General features: G+C 63.4%; 18 protein-coding genes. 17 read left to right on the top strand and 1 reads right to left on the bottom strand.

The window, feature by feature from the left end:
* From VNJ47_07950 to VNJ47_07875, 16 genes are all read left to right on the top strand, one after another.
* A partial coding sequence (locus VNJ47_07950) for a glycosyltransferase family 4 protein (protein ID HXG28766.1) occupies positions 1–955 on the top strand: 955 nt, incomplete at its 5' end.
* The gene (locus VNJ47_07945; protein ID HXG28765.1) at positions 952–2,286 is read left to right on the top strand and encodes an oligosaccharide flippase family protein; all 1,335 of its coding nucleotides are present in this window, start codon (positions 952–954) and stop codon (positions 2,284–2,286) included. The genes VNJ47_07950 and VNJ47_07945, both read left to right, overlap by 4 nt.
* Before the next feature lie 10 nt (positions 2,287–2,296).
* Positions 2,297–3,040, top strand: coding sequence for a class I SAM-dependent methyltransferase (locus VNJ47_07940; protein ID HXG28764.1), 744 nt, complete (start codon positions 2,297–2,299; stop codon positions 3,038–3,040).
* A gap of 147 nt (positions 3,041–3,187) precedes the next feature.
* Complete coding sequence (locus VNJ47_07935; protein HXG28763.1) at positions 3,188–4,711, top strand: hypothetical protein; 1,524 nt, start codon at positions 3,188–3,190, stop codon at positions 4,709–4,711.
* Entirely contained in the window at positions 4,708–5,844 is a 1,137-nt protein-coding gene (locus tag VNJ47_07930; protein HXG28762.1) for a glycosyltransferase, read from the top strand. Before VNJ47_07935 ends, VNJ47_07930 begins: the two co-directional genes overlap by 4 nt.
* The gene (locus tag VNJ47_07925) at positions 5,844–6,485 is read left to right on the top strand and encodes a class I SAM-dependent methyltransferase (GenBank protein HXG28761.1); all 642 of its coding nucleotides are present in this window, start codon (positions 5,844–5,846) and stop codon (positions 6,483–6,485) included. Before VNJ47_07930 ends, VNJ47_07925 begins: the two co-directional genes overlap by 1 nt.
* Complete coding sequence (gene pssD / locus VNJ47_07920; GenBank protein ID HXG28760.1) at positions 6,482–6,925, top strand: PssD/Cps14F family polysaccharide biosynthesis glycosyltransferase; 444 nt, start codon at positions 6,482–6,484, stop codon at positions 6,923–6,925. The genes VNJ47_07925 and pssD overlap by 4 nt, the downstream gene beginning before the upstream one ends.
* Complete coding sequence (locus VNJ47_07915; GenBank protein HXG28759.1) at positions 6,922–7,419, top strand: glycosyltransferase; 498 nt, start codon at positions 6,922–6,924, stop codon at positions 7,417–7,419. Before pssD ends, VNJ47_07915 begins: the two co-directional genes overlap by 4 nt.
* A complete protein-coding gene (locus VNJ47_07910) occupies positions 7,416–7,838 on the top strand; it encodes a YdcF family protein (protein ID HXG28758.1) in 423 nt (140 codons plus the stop codon). Before VNJ47_07915 ends, VNJ47_07910 begins: the two co-directional genes overlap by 4 nt.
* Positions 7,839–7,973: 135 nt before the next feature.
* Positions 7,974–9,722: a carbamoyltransferase C-terminal domain-containing protein gene (locus VNJ47_07905; GenBank protein HXG28757.1), complete on the top strand. Its 1,749-nt coding sequence runs from the start codon at positions 7,974–7,976 to the stop codon at positions 9,720–9,722.
* A gap of 181 nt (positions 9,723–9,903) precedes the next feature.
* Positions 9,904–10,644 (top strand): glycosyltransferase family 2 protein, encoded by a 741-nt coding sequence (locus tag VNJ47_07900; protein ID HXG28756.1) that lies wholly within the window; start codon positions 9,904–9,906, stop codon positions 10,642–10,644.
* Positions 10,644–11,618 carry a UDP-glucose 4-epimerase GalE gene (galE, locus tag VNJ47_07895; GenBank protein HXG28755.1) on the top strand — a complete coding sequence of 325 codons (975 nt, stop codon included), beginning with the start codon at positions 10,644–10,646 and terminating at the stop codon, positions 11,616–11,618. Before VNJ47_07900 ends, galE begins: the two co-directional genes overlap by 1 nt.
* A 142-nt stretch (positions 11,619–11,760) precedes the next feature.
* Positions 11,761–12,933, top strand: a complete 1,173-nt coding sequence (locus tag VNJ47_07890; GenBank protein HXG28754.1) for a DUF4143 domain-containing protein — start codon at positions 11,761–11,763, stop codon at positions 12,931–12,933.
* Positions 12,934–12,962: 29 nt separating this feature from the next.
* Positions 12,963–14,030 carry an MraY family glycosyltransferase gene (locus tag VNJ47_07885; GenBank protein ID HXG28753.1) on the top strand — a complete coding sequence of 356 codons (1,068 nt, stop codon included), beginning with the start codon at positions 12,963–12,965 and terminating at the stop codon, positions 14,028–14,030.
* Positions 14,031–14,146: 116 nt separating this feature from the next.
* Entirely contained in the window at positions 14,147–14,374 is a 228-nt protein-coding gene (locus VNJ47_07880) for a DUF6290 family protein (GenBank protein HXG28752.1), read from the top strand.
* Positions 14,358–14,627, top strand: a complete 270-nt coding sequence (locus tag VNJ47_07875; GenBank protein ID HXG28751.1) for a type II toxin-antitoxin system RelE/ParE family toxin — start codon at positions 14,358–14,360, stop codon at positions 14,625–14,627. The genes VNJ47_07880 and VNJ47_07875 overlap by 17 nt, the downstream gene beginning before the upstream one ends.
* Before the next feature lie 116 nt (positions 14,628–14,743).
* Here the strand turns inward: VNJ47_07875 and VNJ47_07870 are convergent, their stop codons facing one another.
* Positions 14,744–14,866: a hypothetical protein gene (locus VNJ47_07870; protein ID HXG28750.1), complete on the bottom strand. Its 123-nt coding sequence runs from the start codon at positions 14,864–14,866 to the stop codon at positions 14,744–14,746.
* Between the two features lie 346 nt (positions 14,867–15,212).
* On the opposite strand from VNJ47_07870, the gene VNJ47_07865 reads away from it, so the two are divergent.
* Positions 15,213–16,154, top strand: a 942-nt coding sequence (locus VNJ47_07865; GenBank protein ID HXG28749.1) for a polysaccharide biosynthesis/export family protein, incomplete at its 3' end; no start/stop codon positions are given.

The raw sequence follows: 16,154 nt of genomic DNA, 5'->3' as shown, positions 1-16,154 counted from the left end.
GATGGAGCCGATGCCGCGAAAGGTCCGGTTCGATAGGCCGGCGGCGCACGGCAAGCTGCGCTTCGGCTGGCGTGTGGTGCGGCTGGCCTTGGGTGGGCCGAGGATGAACCTCGTCGTCTGCGGACACGTCAACCTGTTGCCGCTCGCCTGGCCTTTAAGTCGTCTGCACCGCTGTCCGCTGATGCTAATCGTGCACGGCATCGAAGCCTGGCGGCCGCACCGCAACCCGCTCGTGCGAAAGCTGATCCGCCTAACGGACGTCGTCGTCGCGGTAAGCGGTTATACCGTCGAGCGGCTGAGGTCCTGGGCATCTGTGCCCCAAGAACGGTTCCGCATTCTTCCGAACTGCGTCGATCTTGAGGCGTTTGCACCGCGGCCGCGCAACGTAGAGCTCGGCCGCCGTTACGGCATCGAAAGCCGGCGCGTGCTGCTCACGGTCGGGCGGCTGGCCGGGCACGAAAGGTACAAAGGCTTCGACGAAGTGATCGAGCTATTGCCGCAGCTCGCGCGCGAGCTGCCCGACGTGTGTTACGTGATCGTCGGCGATGGCGACGACCGCGAGCGGCTGCGCGCCAAGGCGCAAACGCTCGGCGTGGCCGACCGCGTCGTCTTCACCCGCTTCGTCAGGGAAGAAGAAAAAATCGATCTCTACAACCTCGCGGACGTCTATGTGATGCCCAGCCGGGGCGAAGGCTTTGGCATCGTGTTTCTGGAAGCGATGGCCTGCGGTGTTCCGGCAGTCGGCAGCATGCTCGACGGCAGCCGTGACGCATTGCGCGACGGCGCACTCGGGCAGCTGGTCGATCCGCGTGAGCCGCAACAGCTGGTGCAGGCCATTCATCGTGCCCTGGCCACGCCCCGCGGCCGGCCTGCCGGGTTGGAGTATTTCAGCGACCACGCATATCGCGAACGCGTGGCTGCGATCGTGCGCGAAGTAGCGCTTCCGCACGCATGAGGACACTCCGCCAACGCTACGCCCGCGTCCTCGGCGAGACCACCTGGGTCTTGATCGGCCAGGGATTGTCGGCGCTCGCCACGCTGGTGGGCCTGCGTCTGATCACCGAGTTTGTACCGCCGCAGGTGTACGGCACGGTGGCGCTGGCGTTGGGAGTGGTGGCGCTCGCCCATGGACTTGCCGCAGGCCCTCTGATGCAAGCGGTGCTGCGGCTGTATCCCGACGTCGCGCCCAGCGATGGTGAGCGGCCTTTACGCCGCGCTGCGTTGCAATCGCTGCGCAAGCCCACGCTGCTGGCGCTGGCCGCGCTGGCACTAACGGGTGCGGGCTGGTCGCTGCATCGGCCGCAGGAGGGATGGGCCGTGGTGGCGGCGTTGCTGCTCTTCGTCGTCGAGGTTGCGCGTTCGGTCGAGATCACTTTCCTCAACGCCGCGCGCCGCCAGCGCGAGATGGCGTTATTGATGATCGCCGATGCCTGGGCACGCCCGCTGTGCGCGGTGGCACTGGTGTGGCTGCTCGGCGCCCACGCGAGTACGGTCTTGGCCGGGTATCTCGCGGGCGCGCTGATTGCGCTCATCGGGTTCTGGTTGGTGCGGCGAACGTACCGCCAGGTGGTCGCGCAACCTGTCCGCGCGCTGTTGCCAGCGTCGGAGCTGTCACATCGACTGCGGGCGTACGCGTGGCCGCTCACCGCGTTGCCATTGATCGGCTGGGTCAGCGGCCAGGCCGACCGTTACCTGATAGGCGCCTTTGCCGGCGTGGCTCCGGCTGGACTCTACGCAGCCCTGTACGGGCTGGCGAGCAAGCCTTTCCTGATGTTGTCGGCAAGCGTAGAACTGGTGCTGCGCCAGCCCTATTACGCGCGCGTGAGCGCCGGCGATCGCCCGGGGGAGTTGCGCGTACTGCTCGTGTGGTTGGCAGGCGTTGCGGGCGCGTCGATCGCGCTTTGTGGCCTCATCGTGCTACTGCATGCACCGCTGGCAACGCTTCTGCTGGCAGCGGAGTACCGTACACACTCATCCTTGATGGGCTGGATTGCCGCGGGATACGTGCTGCTCGCCGCCGCCCAGGTGCTCGAGCGCGTGTGCTATGCGCACCATGACACGCGCGGCGTGGCCATGGTGCAGGCTACCGGTGCGCTGCTGAGCGTCACGGTCGCCGCGCCGCTCGTCTGGCGCTATGGCATCGCGGGCGCGGCTTGGGCCGTGCCCCTTTACTTTGGCGCCCAACTGCTGATTACGCTGGCGCGCGCCCGCCGCGCATGGCGAGGCACCGGCAAAGTGGCCCACTTCAAGGCGCCGGCTTCTATGGCGCGTACGTTGGGTTCATGAGGAACCGTAGATGAACGACACCGTATCCGACTACCGCGCCCGTATCTACGCGCGCTACGCCTCGCGCTTTCAAAGCGCGCCCGACGTCTTCGACGTCGCTGCCGCGCGGCGTTGGGGTCTGGCGTACCGCCACTACTTGCGCGGCTGGCTGCCGCCCGATCGCGACGCGCGCGTGCTGGACATCGCCTGCGGGGGCGGAAAGCTCTTGCAGTTCTACCTCGATGCCGGCTACACCGACGTGCACGGTGTGGACGTCAGCCCCGAGCAAGTGGCGCTCGCGCGGCAGGTGACGCCGAACGTCACGGAAGCGAACGTGCTGGACTATCTGGCCGTGCGGGAAGGGCAGTTCGACTTGATCTGCGGTCTGGACATTGTCGAGCACTTCCGCAAGGACGAAGTGTTGACGTTTCTCGACTTGTGCCACGCCGCACTCAAGCCGGGCGGGCGCCTGGTGCTGCAGACGCCCAATGCGGAAAGCCCATGGGGCACGCATCACCGCTATAACGATCTGACGCACGAACTTGGCTTCAATCCCAACGCCTTATCCAGGCTGCTCGCGCTCGTCGGATTTGCGGCGATCGAGGCCCGCGAGCAGGGGCCGGTGCCGTGGGGCTACAGCGCCGCCTCGACGCTGCGCTGGTGCGTGTGGCAGGCGATTCGCGCGGGGCTCAAGGTCTGGAACATCGCCGAGACCGGCGATAGCGGCAGCGGTGTATTCACGCGGGTGTTCCTAATCTCGGGTTTGACCAGGTGATGGCTGCCTGTGTTGCCAACTGTGGTAATGGAGCGCCCCCAAAGATCAGGCCATGGCGTTCCCCGAGCTCGAGTCGGCAGTCTTTCCCTTCGACCGCATGCCTTGTTTGGATACAGCCGAGTCTAAAGTGAGTCGGTGAGACTCTGAATGGGATCCGACCAACAAGCCTCCACGGTGCAAGTGCTGCCGACAGCTGCAGCCGTGGTGCTTATTGGCAGCCTTCTTGGCGCGGCGACTTTGTGTGCGCTTGTCCTTTCAAGCGATGACGCGGCAGCGATGCGGTTTGCGAATGGAACCTTGCCTGCGTTGTTGGGTGGCGTTTGCCTGTGGTGCGGCTATGCGTCCGTAAGGAATAAGCCTTTGGCTTTATGGACCCCGCTACCATGGTTCTTCGCGGCGTGGGCTGCCTACTACGGCCTCGGGCCGCTGGTATACGTCTACGGCACACCGGAGACGGTCGCCTATATGGACACGCTATATCCCCTTGATGGTCGCGCGTTGCTGCGAACGAATCTCCTCAACGCGGTCGGTCTCTCTGCAGTGGTTTCGGGATTCGCCCTCGCGTATCGTGTTCGCCTTGGGGCCACATCGCGCGCCGAGACTGCACCCGCTCATTCGGCATGGCGGGTGGCTCTGCTTTTCCTCGCGCTCGGTGTACCCGTCAAGTACTTGTTCGAGCTTCCGTACGTTCTGGGTCTATCGAGTTATGTTTTGCCTGGGTCGGTTCAATACCTGGGCACGTTTTCCGGGTTGGCAATCCTGCCGCTCAGCGTGGCCGCTGCCGAGCACAGGCGTGGCGCACGCCTGTTGCTTTGGGGTCTTATTGCCGCCGAGGTCATCGTCGGCTTTGTGATGCTTGCAAAGCTTCACATCATCAAGACCGTACTACTGGTGTTCCTCGGACAGTATGCCGTACGCCCAAATCTCAAGCGGCTCATCGCCACCGGGCTGTTGGTGGCCGTCGCGTATGTGGCCGTCCTTTCGCCTTTCGTCAACTATACTCGGATCCTCCTGGGCCGCGCTTCGGCGCAGGATTTGGCCGAATTGATCACCGCCGCGGGTTCGTACGGCGTGGCGGGACGCGAGACGTTGGCCGACCTGCTTCCCGGTGTTCAGGGCTGGTGGTCGCGGTTGGCCTATCCGAACGCGCAGGCCTTCGCCATGGACCAGTATGACCAAGGCAAGCCAGGTTGGACCTTCGGTATGGTTGGTTATGTCTTCGTCCCGAGGTTCCTCCGCGAAGACAAACCGATCATGACGCCCGGGGTCGATTTCACCTATCTGATAAAGGGGACGGACACGTCATCGACCGGCCTGGGCTTCGTCGGCGAAGCTTACTGGAACGGAGGCTGGCTACTCGTGGTATTGGTTGGAGGATTTGTCGGACTGCTATTCGCAGTTATAGGTCGCTTTAGCTTGAACGCCATTCGATCGCGACAGTGGCTGTACGTGCCGCTAATCTTTCAAGCAATCTATCTCGGGCTGCGGCCGGATGACTGGTTCGTCCCTGCCTACATCGGCGGCGTGCTACAGGTTGTCATCGTGACTCTGATCCTGCACGCTGGGCTTGCTGCCATGGTGCGTCGGCGAAAGGACGCTGATGCGGTTGCGCGTCGGGTCAGTGATTCCCGGCCGACGTTGTCGCTTCACGGTGGTGGGGATGTGAGTTGATCCTTCACACCGTCGCCACCATCGATGTCGAAGCCAGCGGCCCGGTCTATTCGGTGCGGCGGCTGTGCGAGGAACTGCTCGCCGCAGGCACGCCGACGAAACTCGCCGTGCTCGACTGGATGCCGGGAAGTCCATCACCTGCGTACGTCCAGCGTTTTCCAGTTGACTTCGGTCCACGGCGCCTCGGCCGCTCGCCGGCGATGGCGAAGTGGATGCTCGAGCAGGTGCGGTCGGGCCGAGCGCAGATCATCCACAGCCACGGACTCTGGATGATGAACAACGTGTACCCGGGCCGCGCCCGCCGGGCGGGGAATACACGGCTCGTCATCTCGCCGCGCGGCACGGTGTCGGAATGGGCCTGGAATCACCATCGCGGGCGCAAGTGGGTGATGTGGCATCTGCTGGGGCAGAAGCAGACGATGCAAGCGGCGGATGCCTTTCATGCCACATCGGAGGAAGAGCTTCTCGATCTGCGCCATCTCGGGTTTCGGCAGCCGGTGTGCGTGCAGCCCAACGGCATCGACGTGCCGCCGCTCGCGGCCAAGCCGCAAGGGCCAACGAAGACGCTGCTCTATCTGGGGCGCATTCACAAGATAAAGGGCATCGACCTGTTGCTGCGCGCTTGGGCAGCGGTGGAGCGGAAGTTTCCCGACTGGCGGCTGGTCGTCGCCGGGCCCGACGACGGCGGATATCTTGCCCAGTACCGGGCGCTTGCCGCTGAGTTCGGGCTTGCGCGCGTGACCTTTCCCGGACCTGTCTACGGCAAAGACAAGCTTGAGCTCTACCGTTCGGCGTATCTCTTCGTGTTGCCGACCCATTCGGAGAATTTCGGCATGACGGTCGTCGAGGCCCTTGCTGCCGGCACACCGGCCATCGTCACCAAAGGCGCGCCGTGGGCGAGGCTCGTCGAGCAAGCAGCAGGCTGGTGGATCGATATCGGCGTCGATCCGCTGGTTGCCGCGTTGGAAGAGGCGCTGGCCTTGCCCGACGAACGGCTCGTCGAAATGGGTCGCAACGGTAGGGCGTGGATGATATGTGAGTTTTCCTGGAGCAGTATCGCGCAAAAAATGGCTGCCTTCTATGATTGGTTGCAGGGCGGCGCCGATCCGCCTCACTACGTGAGGGTGGATTAATGGGACCAAATTCAGAGGCGAGTGGTTACGTCTGGGAAAATGCTGGGCTGAACGCCTCGCATGCCTACCTGCTGCCAGGACTCAAGAACATCCTTGAGGGGCTGGAAATACCTCAGGAGAAGCGACGTCTATTCGATCTGGGTTGTGGCAATGGTTCGGTGGCCAATGAGCTGGTTCGGCTTGGCTGGGAAGTGGCCGGAGTCGATCCATCCGAGCAGGGCATCGCTCACGCTAACACGCACTTTCCACACATTACTTTGCGGGTCGGTTCAGCGTACGACGACCTGGTGGCGCAATATGGGACGTTTCCGGTCGTCGTTAGCTTGGAAGTGGTCGAGCATCTCTACGCGCCACGTCGATATGCGAAGACGCTCTACTCGTTGCTCGACCCGGGGGGCGTGGCTATCGTGTCAACGCCCTATCATGGTTATCTGAAGAATCTGGCATTGGCCGTTACCGGTAGGATGGATGCGCACTTCACCGCCCTTTGGGATCACGGTCACATCAAGTTCTGGTCGATAAAGACCTTGAGAGCTCTATTAGAGGAGGTCGGTTTTAGAGACATTCGCTTCCATCGTGTTGGGCGTATCCCGCCTTTGGCGAAATCCATGATCGCTGTCGCATGTAAGTCGCCATCATGAAGATAGGTATCGTCTCTTCCTGCGGTGGCCACTTGACAGAAGTGCGTGCCCTGGCGCCCGCCTACGCACGTTATGAGCACTTCTATGTACTCAACGACCGGGCGGGCTTGGCGCCCGACATGGCCGGTAAGACTTACTTCATTGCGCATTCCGAGCGGGACTGGCGATTCTTCGTAAATCTGTGGGAGGCGTACCGAATCCTGCGCCACGAAAGGCCACACGTGCTGTTAAGCACTGGGGCGGGCCCTGCTGTGCCATTTGCACTTGTCGGGCGGTACCTGTTTGGCTGCCGCATCGTGTTCGTGGAAACGTTCACCCGTGTGAACAAACCGTCGTTGACAGGCCGGATCATGTACTGGCTTGCGCATGATTTCTACTATCAGTGGCTGAATCTAGCGACCTATTTTCCGCGCGGGGTCCATGGAGGGACGTTGTTTTGAGCACGTTCGTAACGGTCGGAAACGCCCATCAACCCTTTCAACGGTTGCTCGATGCAGTAGCAGCAGTTGTAAACCAACTGCCGCAGCCCGTGATTGTTCAGTACGGCCATGGGCAGTTCACTGCACCAGGATGCGACGCGCGGGCCTTCGTCACGATGGCCGAGTTCGAACGTCTGATTGAGGCGGCCGATCTGGTAGTCCAGCACGCGGGCGGAGGTGGGGTTCTGTACGCTATACGGGCGGGCAAAGTGCCGGTCATCATGCCTCGACGCGCCCTACTGGGCGAGCATATCGATGATCATCAAGTTGAAAATGCTGAGGCACTTGCCCGGACCGGCAAGGCGGTCGTTGTGCATGAAGCGGAGAAGTTACTGGCCGGGGTCCGCCAGGCTTTGGCGTTACAGCGACATAGTCGTCCCGCGACGGGCACTAGCGAGATGGTTCGCCTCATCAGCGCAGTCCTGGATCGTTACGCGCGACAGATTTCGGCATGACTCGCTGCGGCAAAGCTGCGCTGTCTCTCGGCACGGTGTTCGTCGCTGCGGTCGCTATGCTTTTCCTGTTTGCCGGGCGCTGGCTATCGGCGCCGGCGCAGCCCGCGGTGCAGGCGGATCTGATCGTTGCCCTTGGCGGGGACAGTGGCGCGCGGGTGTTGACGGCCGCGCGTCTGTACCGGGAGAACTGGGCACCACGCGTTCTCATGACCGGCATCGAAGGGGGCGACGCGCGCGCACGCGACGTCTTGCTCGAGTTGCGGGCGCGCCTGCTCGTCGCACAGGGCGTGCCGCCCGAGGCGCTGCTGTTCGAGCAAACCGCCGGCAACTCGCGCGAAGAAGCGGCAGCCGTCCATGCCCTGATGGCACGCGAGCGCCGGCAGCGCGTGCTTGCTGTGAGCGATCTGCCGTGTCTGTAGGGACTGCATCGAATCTGGACTCGCACTTTGCGCGGCTCGCGTACCCAGTCCACCTGCTTGTCGTAGACAAGCCGGAGTGAGACGTGGTACGAGAAGGTAACCAGTCAGTCTAACTTCGTTCACACGCCAAGATACATGTCATACATTCTCGGCCTTAATGCGTACCACGGCGATGCCTCAGCTTGTCTGCTTGCTGACGGGCGCCTTGTCGCCGCGGCGGAGGAAGAGCGGTTCCGGCGCATCAAGCACTGGGCCGGGTTTCCCTCTGAAGCAATAAAATATTGCCTGCACGAGGCTGGGGTCGCCTTGCGCGACGTTGAGCATGTGGCGATCAACCAGGATCCGCGCGCGCATCTGCTGCGCAAGGTCGCTTATACACTGGCTCGACGTCCCGATCTACGGTTTATCGCAGATCGGTTGCGCAACAAGCGCCGGCGCGCCAGCGTCGCACACATGCTGGAGCGGACGGTAGCGCCTGGGTTCGCCGGCGTGGTGCACCAGGTTGAACATCACTTGGCGCATCTTTCTTCAGCGTTTCACGTGTCGCCTTTCGAGCGAGCCGTCGTGGTCTCGGTGGATGGCTTTGGCGACTTTTCCAGTGCGGCATGGGGTGCCGGCGTAGGCTCAGAAATACGAGTCGCCGGGCGCGTATTCTTTCCGCATTCGCTCGGGGTGTTCTATCAGGCGATGACACAGTGGCTCGGTTTTCCGAACTACGGCGACGAGTACAAGGTCATGGGGCTGGCGCCGTATGGCGAGCCGCACTTCATGCGTGAGATGCGCCAGATTGTGAGGTTGGCACCCGACGGTACATTCACTCTCGATTTGCGCTTCTTTCGCCATGACAGGCAACGGATCGCGTACGAGTGGGAGGACGGCGAGCCGCGCGTCGGCACCTTGTATTCGGAAGAGTTGGTCCGCTTACTGGGCCCGGCGCGTGGCCGCGACGAGCCGCTGACGCAGCGTGACCGCGACATTGCGCGCTCGGTGCAGGCGATGTACGAGGAAGCGTTCTTCAATCTGCTCAACGCTGCGCACCGGCAGCATCCGGCGGAGAACCTCTGCCTGGCGGGTGGGTGCGCGATGAACTCGGTCGCCAACGGCAAGGTGTATCGCAATACGCGGTTTCGCAGGGTGTACGTTCAGTCCGCCGCCGGTGACGCGGGCGGCGCACTCGGCGCTGCTTTTGCGGTGTGGCATCAACTGGGCGGCCAGCGCTCGTTCGTGATGGATCACGCCTATTGGGGGCCGCAGACCTCGCCGGAGGAAATGCGGCAGTTTGTGAGGGGGCAGCGACATGCCATTGAGGCGTCTGGCTGCCAAGTCCTTGAGCTGACAGATGAGGGGGAGCTGTGCCGCCGCACAGCCGCCGCGATTGCAAGCGGGCAGGTGGTGGGATGGTTTCAGGAGCGCATGGAGTGGGGGCCGCGGGCGCTGGGCAATCGCTCTATCGTCTGTGATCCGCGCAGGGTGGACATGAAACACATCCTCAACCGCAAAATCAAACGTCGTGAATCTTTCCGACCCTTTGCGCCCTCGATCCTGCGCGAAGCGGTGCCGGATTGGTTCGAGGAGGACGACGACGTGCCCTTCATGATGAAGGTTTTTCTCATCCGCGAGGACAAACGCGCACAGATTCCGGCGGTTACGCACGTAGACGGCAGTGGGCGCTTGCAGACGGTCTGTCGACGTACCAACCCCCGCTTTTACCGCCTGATCGAGGCTTTTCGCGATCTCACGGGCGTGCCGATGGTGCTGAATACGTCCTTTAACGAAAACGAACCCGTGGTATGCCGGCCGCAGGAGGCGCTGGATTGCTTCCTGCGTACGCGGATGGACCTTCTAGTTCTGGGCGACTGGTTGGTTGCCAGAAGTGACGGCTAAATTCATGGCAATCAGCTGAAGCCGGGACCTAAGCGGCAAAACATCCAGATTCGCCAGAGCCTGGCAGCGGCGCTGGTGCTCAGGCAGGCCGCGGCCCTTTTGTCTTGGCCGTAGGGCTGTGTTTATCTTTCCGTACAATGGGGTAGCGGCTTGGGCGGCCAGAAGTAATAGAGAGAATCTGATGCCGGTGACGATTTCGATCATTACCGCCGTCTACAACCGTGCCGGTACCGTGGGTGAGGCGCTGGAATCGGTACACACGCAGTCCTGGCCACATGTCGAGCACATCGTGATCGACGGCGGTTCCACGGACGGTACTCTGGAAATCCTGCGGAAGTATGATGGCCGGCTGGCGCTGTTGGTTTCGGAACCGGACAACGGTATCTACGAGGCTCTGAACAAGGGCCTGCAGCGGGCCACCGGTGAGGTGGTCGGCTTACTGCATTCTGATGATTACTTTGCCCATGACCGTGTTCTGGAACGTGTAGCAACGGCATTCTTGGATCCCTCCGTGGATGCCGTCTACGGAGACCTGGAATACGTCTCGAACAAGGGCGGGCGTGTTATCCGGCGCTGGCGCTCAGGGGGGTACTCATACAAAAAGGTGGCGCGTGGGTGGATGCTGCCTCACCCCACGTTGTATCTGCGGCGGAGGATTTACGAGAAATGGGGCCTGTACGATACGAGCTACCAGATTGCTGCTGATTACGATCTGATGCTGAGGCTCTTCTCACGGGCGAGTTTGCATCCCGTATACATTCCTGAAGTCCTGCTGAAGATGCGTTGGGGCGGGGAAAGTAACCGGCTGTCGAGGATCCTGCGTAAGTCCTACGAGGATTACCTAGCATTGCGCCGCAATGGTGTGGGCGGCGTCGGCGCCTTGTGCTGGAAGAATCTCAGCAAGCTGGGCCAGTTCTTCTGATGAACATCCTCGTCTGCGGCGGCGCCGGCTACATCGGTTGCCACATGGTGCGGCTGTTGCGCGCGCGGGGCTACGCGGTGACGGTGCTGGACAACCTGTCCACCGGCCACCGGCAGGCGGTGGCGGGCTGCGAGCTGCTGCAGGTGGATGTGCGCGATACGCAGGCACTGGCGCAGGCCTTCGCCGGCCGCCGCTTCGATGCGGTGATGCATTTCTGCGGCAAGATCTCGGTCGGCGAATCGGTCGAGCAGCCCTACGAGTACTACGCCAACAACGTCACCGGCACGCTGAATCTGCTGCAGACGATGCGCGCGCACGGCGTAGGCCGGCTGGTCTTTTCCTCCACCGCGGCGGTGTATGGCCAGCCGCAGCAGGACCGCATTACGGAAGACCATCCGCAGGCGCCGATCAACCCCTACGGCGTGAGCAAGTGGCTGGTGGAGCGCATGCTGCAGGACGCCGTCACGGCCTATGGGCTGGATTCGGTCTCCTTGCGCTATTTCAACGTCGCCGGCGCAAGCCCCTTGGGCGGCATCGGCGAGTCGCACGAGCCGGAAACGCACCTGATCCCCAATCTGCTCAAGGCGGCGCGGGGCGGGGATGACGGCGTGCAGGTTTACGGGGACGACTACGCCACTCCCGACGGCACCTGCATCCGGGACTACATCCACGTGGATGACCTGGCGGAGGCGCATCTGCTGGCGCTGGACTACCTGGGGCGCAATCCCGGGGCGCATGCCTTCAACTTGGGCAATGGCAACGGCTTCAGCGTGCTGCAGGTGATCGAAGCGGCGCGCCAGGTCACGGGCCGGCCGATTCCCTACCGGGTCGCGCCACGGCGTGCGGGCGATTCGCCCATGCTGGTGGCCGACAGCGGCAAGGCCCGGCGTGAACTGGGCTGGCAGCCGCGCTACACCGATATCGGCGCCATCATCGAAACCGCCTGGCGCTGGCACTGCAATCAGGCGTTCTGAGCCGGGTCCAGTGTCAAGTCCTTGGATTCCGGCCCCGGTTTCGAGTCCGTGGCGGCTTTTTCGCTGTAATGACGAGCAGATATTGATCGGAGCCTTGTGAATATGTAAATATTATCCTGTAAATTCCATTTATTCTGTAAAAATGGAAACTATAGGTAGATTATTCAGGCTTCCGGCCGGCAGCTGCTTTCTCTTTGGGCCACGCGGCACGGGCAAATCCACCTGGCTCAGGCAGGCCTTGCCGCAGGCGCTGTGGGTGGACCTGCTGGAACCCGAGACGCAGCGGTTGCTCCAGGCCCGGCCCGAACGCCTGGCGGAACGGTTGGCCGCGCATCCGCAGGTGCGCGATGTGGTCGTGGACGAAGTACAGAAGCTGCCCGCGCTCCTGGATGTGGTACACAAGCAGATAGAGGATCGGCCCGGTCTGCGCTTTGTCCTGACCGGTTCGAGCGCGCGCAAGCTGCGGCGGGGCAGCGCCAACCTGCTGGGTGGACGGCTGGTCGAGTCCAGCCTGCATCCCTTCATGGCCACGGAACTGGGCGCGGCTTTCTCCATGGAGCGCGCACTCCGGACCGGCCTGGTGCCGCTGGTATGGGGCGCGCAGGACCCGGCTGCAACCCTGCGTGCCTATGCGGGGCTTTACCTGCGCGAGGAAGTGCAGGCCGAGGCCCTGGTGCGCGACGTGGGGGCGTTTGCGCGGTTTCTGGAAGCGATCAGCTTTTCTCACGGGGCGCAGCTGAATCTGGCGGCGCTGGCGCGGGAATGCGAGGTCGGGCGCAAAACGGTGGAAGGTTACTTCGGCATACTCGAGGACCTGCTGCTGGCCTTCCGGGTGCCGGTGTTTACCCGGCGCGCGCGACGACAACTGGTGGCGCATGACAAGTTTTATTTCTTCGATGCGGGGGTGTTCCGTTCCTTGCGGCCGGCCGGGCCGCTCGACCGGCCGGAGGAAATCGAGGGGCCGGCGCTGGAGGGGCTGGTCGCCCAGCATCTGCGGGCCTGGATTGCCTATCGGGGCGGTGAAGCCGGTTTGTACTACTGGCGCACCCGCTCGGGTAGCGAGGTGGATTTTGTCGTTTATGGCCCCGGCGTATTCGCCGCCTGCGAAGTGAAGCGGGCCGCCCGGGTGCAGCCCCGGGACCTGCGCGCTCTGCGGGCCTTTCGCGAGGACTATCCGGAGGCCGAGGTGTTCCTCCTGCACCTTGGTCGCGAGCGGTTTGCGGTTGACGGTATCTTGTGCGTGCCCTGTGAGGAGTTTCTGCGGGGCCTGCATCCTGAGGGGCCGCTGGGCCCTGCAGCGGCAGTGGCAAAATAATCGGGGGGCCTTGAAGCCTGGGAGGGCATATGACGGCCGCAAGCTGGGTGGTTACGCTGGTGGGGGCCGGCGTAGCCTTGGGGATCGTGCTGGTGCTGGTGCCGCTGTTAAGGCCCTTGGCCCTGCGCGTGGGCCTTGTCGACACGCCGGACGAGCGCAAACGTCATGACGGAGCGATTCCCCTCGTTGGGGGGATGGCTGTGTTCGGCGGCTACATGCTGGCGCTGCTGATCATGGGCCAGAAAGAACTCTGGCGCGTGGCGGAGTTCTGGGTGTGGCTGGGTCTGCTGGTGCTGAGCCTGTGGGACGACATCCGTCACATCAAGGTCGGGATACGCGTACTGCTGCAGGTGCTGCTGATCATCCTGCTGACGGCGTACTCGGGCATGCAGCTGGAACAGCTGGGCCACCTGCTCGGCGACCGGCCGCTGCTGCTTGGAAACCTCGCGCTGCCGGTCACCATCCTCGGGCTGATCGGCATCAAGAACGGCATCAATCTGATCGACGGGCTGGATGGCCTGGCCGGCACCCAGGTGCTGGTGGTGCTGTTCTGGTTCATGGTCCTGGCCTTTGACAGCCACGTGACCCTGCTGCTGATGCTGTGCGCGCCGCTGGCCGGGGCGGTGCTGGGATTCCTGGTCTACAACCTGCGCCTGCCGGGCCGGCCGGCGCGGATCTTCCTGGGCGACCACGGCAGCGTGTTTCTGGGCTTTACGCTCGGCTGGTTCGCGGTGATCGGGTCGCAGTGGCAGGTTCCGGCCTTCACCCCCATCGAGGCGGTGTGGGTACTGGGCCTGCCAGTGCTGGATACCATCCGCGTCATGGCGGCACGCATGGCACGGGGGCTGAGCCCGTTCAGCCCCGGGCGGGATCATCTGCACCACCTGCTGCTGGACTGTGGCCTGACGAGCAACGGGGTGGTGATTGTGCTGCTGCTGGCTTCCCTCGCCATGGGCGGGGTGGCGTGGGCCGGGCGGTTGCTGGGGCTCAGCGAGATGCTGCTGTTCGCCGGGTTCCTGGCGCTGTCGCTGGTGTTTTTTGTCGGGGCGCAGTACCTGGACCGCCGGCTGCATCCGAAAGCGCGGATTCGCGGCTGAAGCCGCTCCTACCGGAGCCGGCGTGAGGGGTGTAGCAGCGGCTTCAGCCGCGACCTTGGACGTATAGTACCCGTGTGATACATTGAATACACGTATCACGACGCCACTGAAGTCTCATGGCCACCTCCATCAGACTCCCGCCCGAAACCGAAAAGCGCCTGGATTTCCTGGCCGAACAGACGGGCCGGACCAAGGCGTTCTACCTGCGCGAGATCATCGAGCGCGGGCTTGAGGACATGGAGGATTATTACCTGGCTGCGGATGTGCTGGAGCGCGTCCGCAAAGGCCGGGAGAAGACACATTCCGCGGCAGACGTAAAGAAGCGCCTTGGCCTGGAAGATTGAATACTCGGATACCGCAGTACGGCAGCTCGGCAAACTCGACAAGCAAACTGCGCGACGCATCGTTGCGTACATGGACGAGCGCGTCGCCGCGCTGGATGACCCTCGCACGATGGGCAAGGCGCTGACCGGGCCGTTGGGTGGCTTCTGGCGTTACCGGGTGGGCGACTGCCGGGTGATTTGCGAGATTCGGGATCGGGCGCTATGCGTGTTGGTGGTCAGGATCGGGAACCGGCGTGAGGTGTACCGGGGCTGATCGCGGCTGAAGCCGCTCCTATTGGGTGAGATGATCGGCGAATGTAGGACGACTTTTGGTCGCGATACCCGTCTGCACGGCCTTGGCACGACTGGCAAGGCGCCGGCTAACGGGGTTCAGCGGAAAGAATAGCCAATCGCCAGCCCGTAGTCAGCCCGCGCGTCCGGGAAATCGAAGCGGTCCGAGAGGTCATAGGCCACCGCCGTCAGCACCACCGGGTAGTCCATGAACGGCGCCACCGAAACGCCGGCATTCGCCTGTCCGCTTCATGCTTACTTCCTGCATCACATGAGTCGAATACTGCACTGGGTCAGATAGCGATTGCTGGCAGGCGCCCGGCGCCGGCAGGATTTTCCGAACCTTCGCCGGGTGGTGCAATACCCCGGCGTGGTATCAGGATTGCCTGTAGCGCCAGCGTCGGACCTGGCCGGGGAGGGGGCATCCGTGGCTTTTTGTCGTCGCGCGCAGTATCTTGGGCGCTGCAAGCAGCGCTCTTGCGATTCGCCGGTGCCCGCGCGTCCCGCGCGCCGGCACGGACTAGAAAGATCGCCTGGCGGTTCCTGCAAGGTGAGGGGGTTACCTGTAATGTCTCGCTTCGTTTTTCGTGTGGGTCTTTCCATTCGGCCCGTCGCGGCGCTTGTGCTGCTGGGCATGCTGGGCTGTTCCAATCCGGGCCTGAAGCTGCAGGAGGAAGGCAGCGAAGTCTGGGCCGGACGGCCGGCATCGGGCGATGCGTCCGCCGGGCGCCTGTCGGAGAACGGGGACTACCGGGTGACGCTGCAGGACATCACGCCTGCGCTGGTGCGCGGCATGCGCAGCGGCGCACGGCTGGACGAGGCGCCGGTACCGCGCGCTCCCGGGGAGGGCACCGGCCCGAGCGAGTACCGTATCGGTCCCGGTGACGTAATCAGTGTCATCGTCTGGAACCACCCGGAGCTTACTTCGCCGATGGGGCCCGGTGTCAACCAGTCTCCCGAGGATGCCGGCCGCCTGGTGCGGGCCGACGGCACGGTGTTCTATCCCTTCGTGGGCGTGACCAAGGTCGCGGGCATGACCGTGGAGGAAGTCCGCACGCAGTTCGAGGCCACGCTCAAGAAGGTGCTGGCGGATCCGCAGGTGGATGTGCGCGTGGTGGCCTACCGTAGCCAGCGCATCGTCGTGACCAGTGACCTGGGCACCTCCTGCATCGTGCCGGTCACGGACAAGCCGGTGACGGTGCTCGATGCGCTCGGCCAGTGCGCGGTGGCAAGCCCGCAGGGCACGGCACAAGGCGAGTACTACTACACCACCGCCATCCTGACACGCGGCAACCGCAGTACTACGCTCAACCTAGCCGCGCTATACCGCGGCGGCGGCACCGAGGCCGGCGCCCTGGTGCTGCGCGACGGTGATCGGCTGCACTTCGTGGACAACCGCGCCAACCGCGTATTCATGCTGGGTGAGGTCAAGCAGCAGCGGGCCGTGACCATGCCGGTCAAAGGCTTGAGCCTGGCCGATGCCATCGCCGATGCCGGCGGGCTCAATCTC

This window comes from Nevskiales bacterium, from assembly GCA_035574475.1.
GTDB lineage: Bacteria > Pseudomonadota > Gammaproteobacteria > Nevskiales > DATLYR01 > DATLYR01.
Note: the sequence above shows the minus strand (reverse complement) of the source record. Positions and strands in the feature narration are given on the sequence as shown.

What these genes read in the sequence shown, in the direction of transcription:
- VNJ47_07945 (HXG28765.1), top strand. Translation starts at nt 952, where the DNA reads ATGAGGACACTCCGCCAACGCTACGCCCGCGTCCTCGGCGAGACCACC.
- VNJ47_07940 (HXG28764.1), top strand. Translation starts at nt 2,297, where the DNA reads ATGAACGACACCGTATCCGACTACCGCGCCCGTATCTACGCGCGCTAC.
- VNJ47_07935 (HXG28763.1), top strand. Translation starts at nt 3,188, where the DNA reads ATGGGATCCGACCAACAAGCCTCCACGGTGCAAGTGCTGCCGACAGCT.
- VNJ47_07925 (HXG28761.1), top strand. Translation starts at nt 5,844, where the DNA reads ATGGGACCAAATTCAGAGGCGAGTGGTTACGTCTGGGAAAATGCTGGG.
- pssD (HXG28760.1), top strand. Translation starts at nt 6,482, where the DNA reads ATGAAGATAGGTATCGTCTCTTCCTGCGGTGGCCACTTGACAGAAGTG.
- VNJ47_07910 (HXG28758.1), top strand. Translation starts at nt 7,416, where the DNA reads ATGACTCGCTGCGGCAAAGCTGCGCTGTCTCTCGGCACGGTGTTCGTC.
- VNJ47_07905 (HXG28757.1), top strand. Translation starts at nt 7,974, where the DNA reads ATGTCATACATTCTCGGCCTTAATGCGTACCACGGCGATGCCTCAGCT.
- VNJ47_07900 (HXG28756.1), top strand. Translation starts at nt 9,904, where the DNA reads ATGCCGGTGACGATTTCGATCATTACCGCCGTCTACAACCGTGCCGGT.
- galE (HXG28755.1), top strand. Translation starts at nt 10,644, where the DNA reads ATGAACATCCTCGTCTGCGGCGGCGCCGGCTACATCGGTTGCCACATG.
- VNJ47_07890 (HXG28754.1), top strand. Translation starts at nt 11,761, where the DNA reads ATGGAAACTATAGGTAGATTATTCAGGCTTCCGGCCGGCAGCTGCTTT.
- VNJ47_07885 (HXG28753.1), top strand. Translation starts at nt 12,963, where the DNA reads ATGACGGCCGCAAGCTGGGTGGTTACGCTGGTGGGGGCCGGCGTAGCC.
- VNJ47_07880 (HXG28752.1), top strand. Translation starts at nt 14,147, where the DNA reads ATGGCCACCTCCATCAGACTCCCGCCCGAAACCGAAAAGCGCCTGGAT.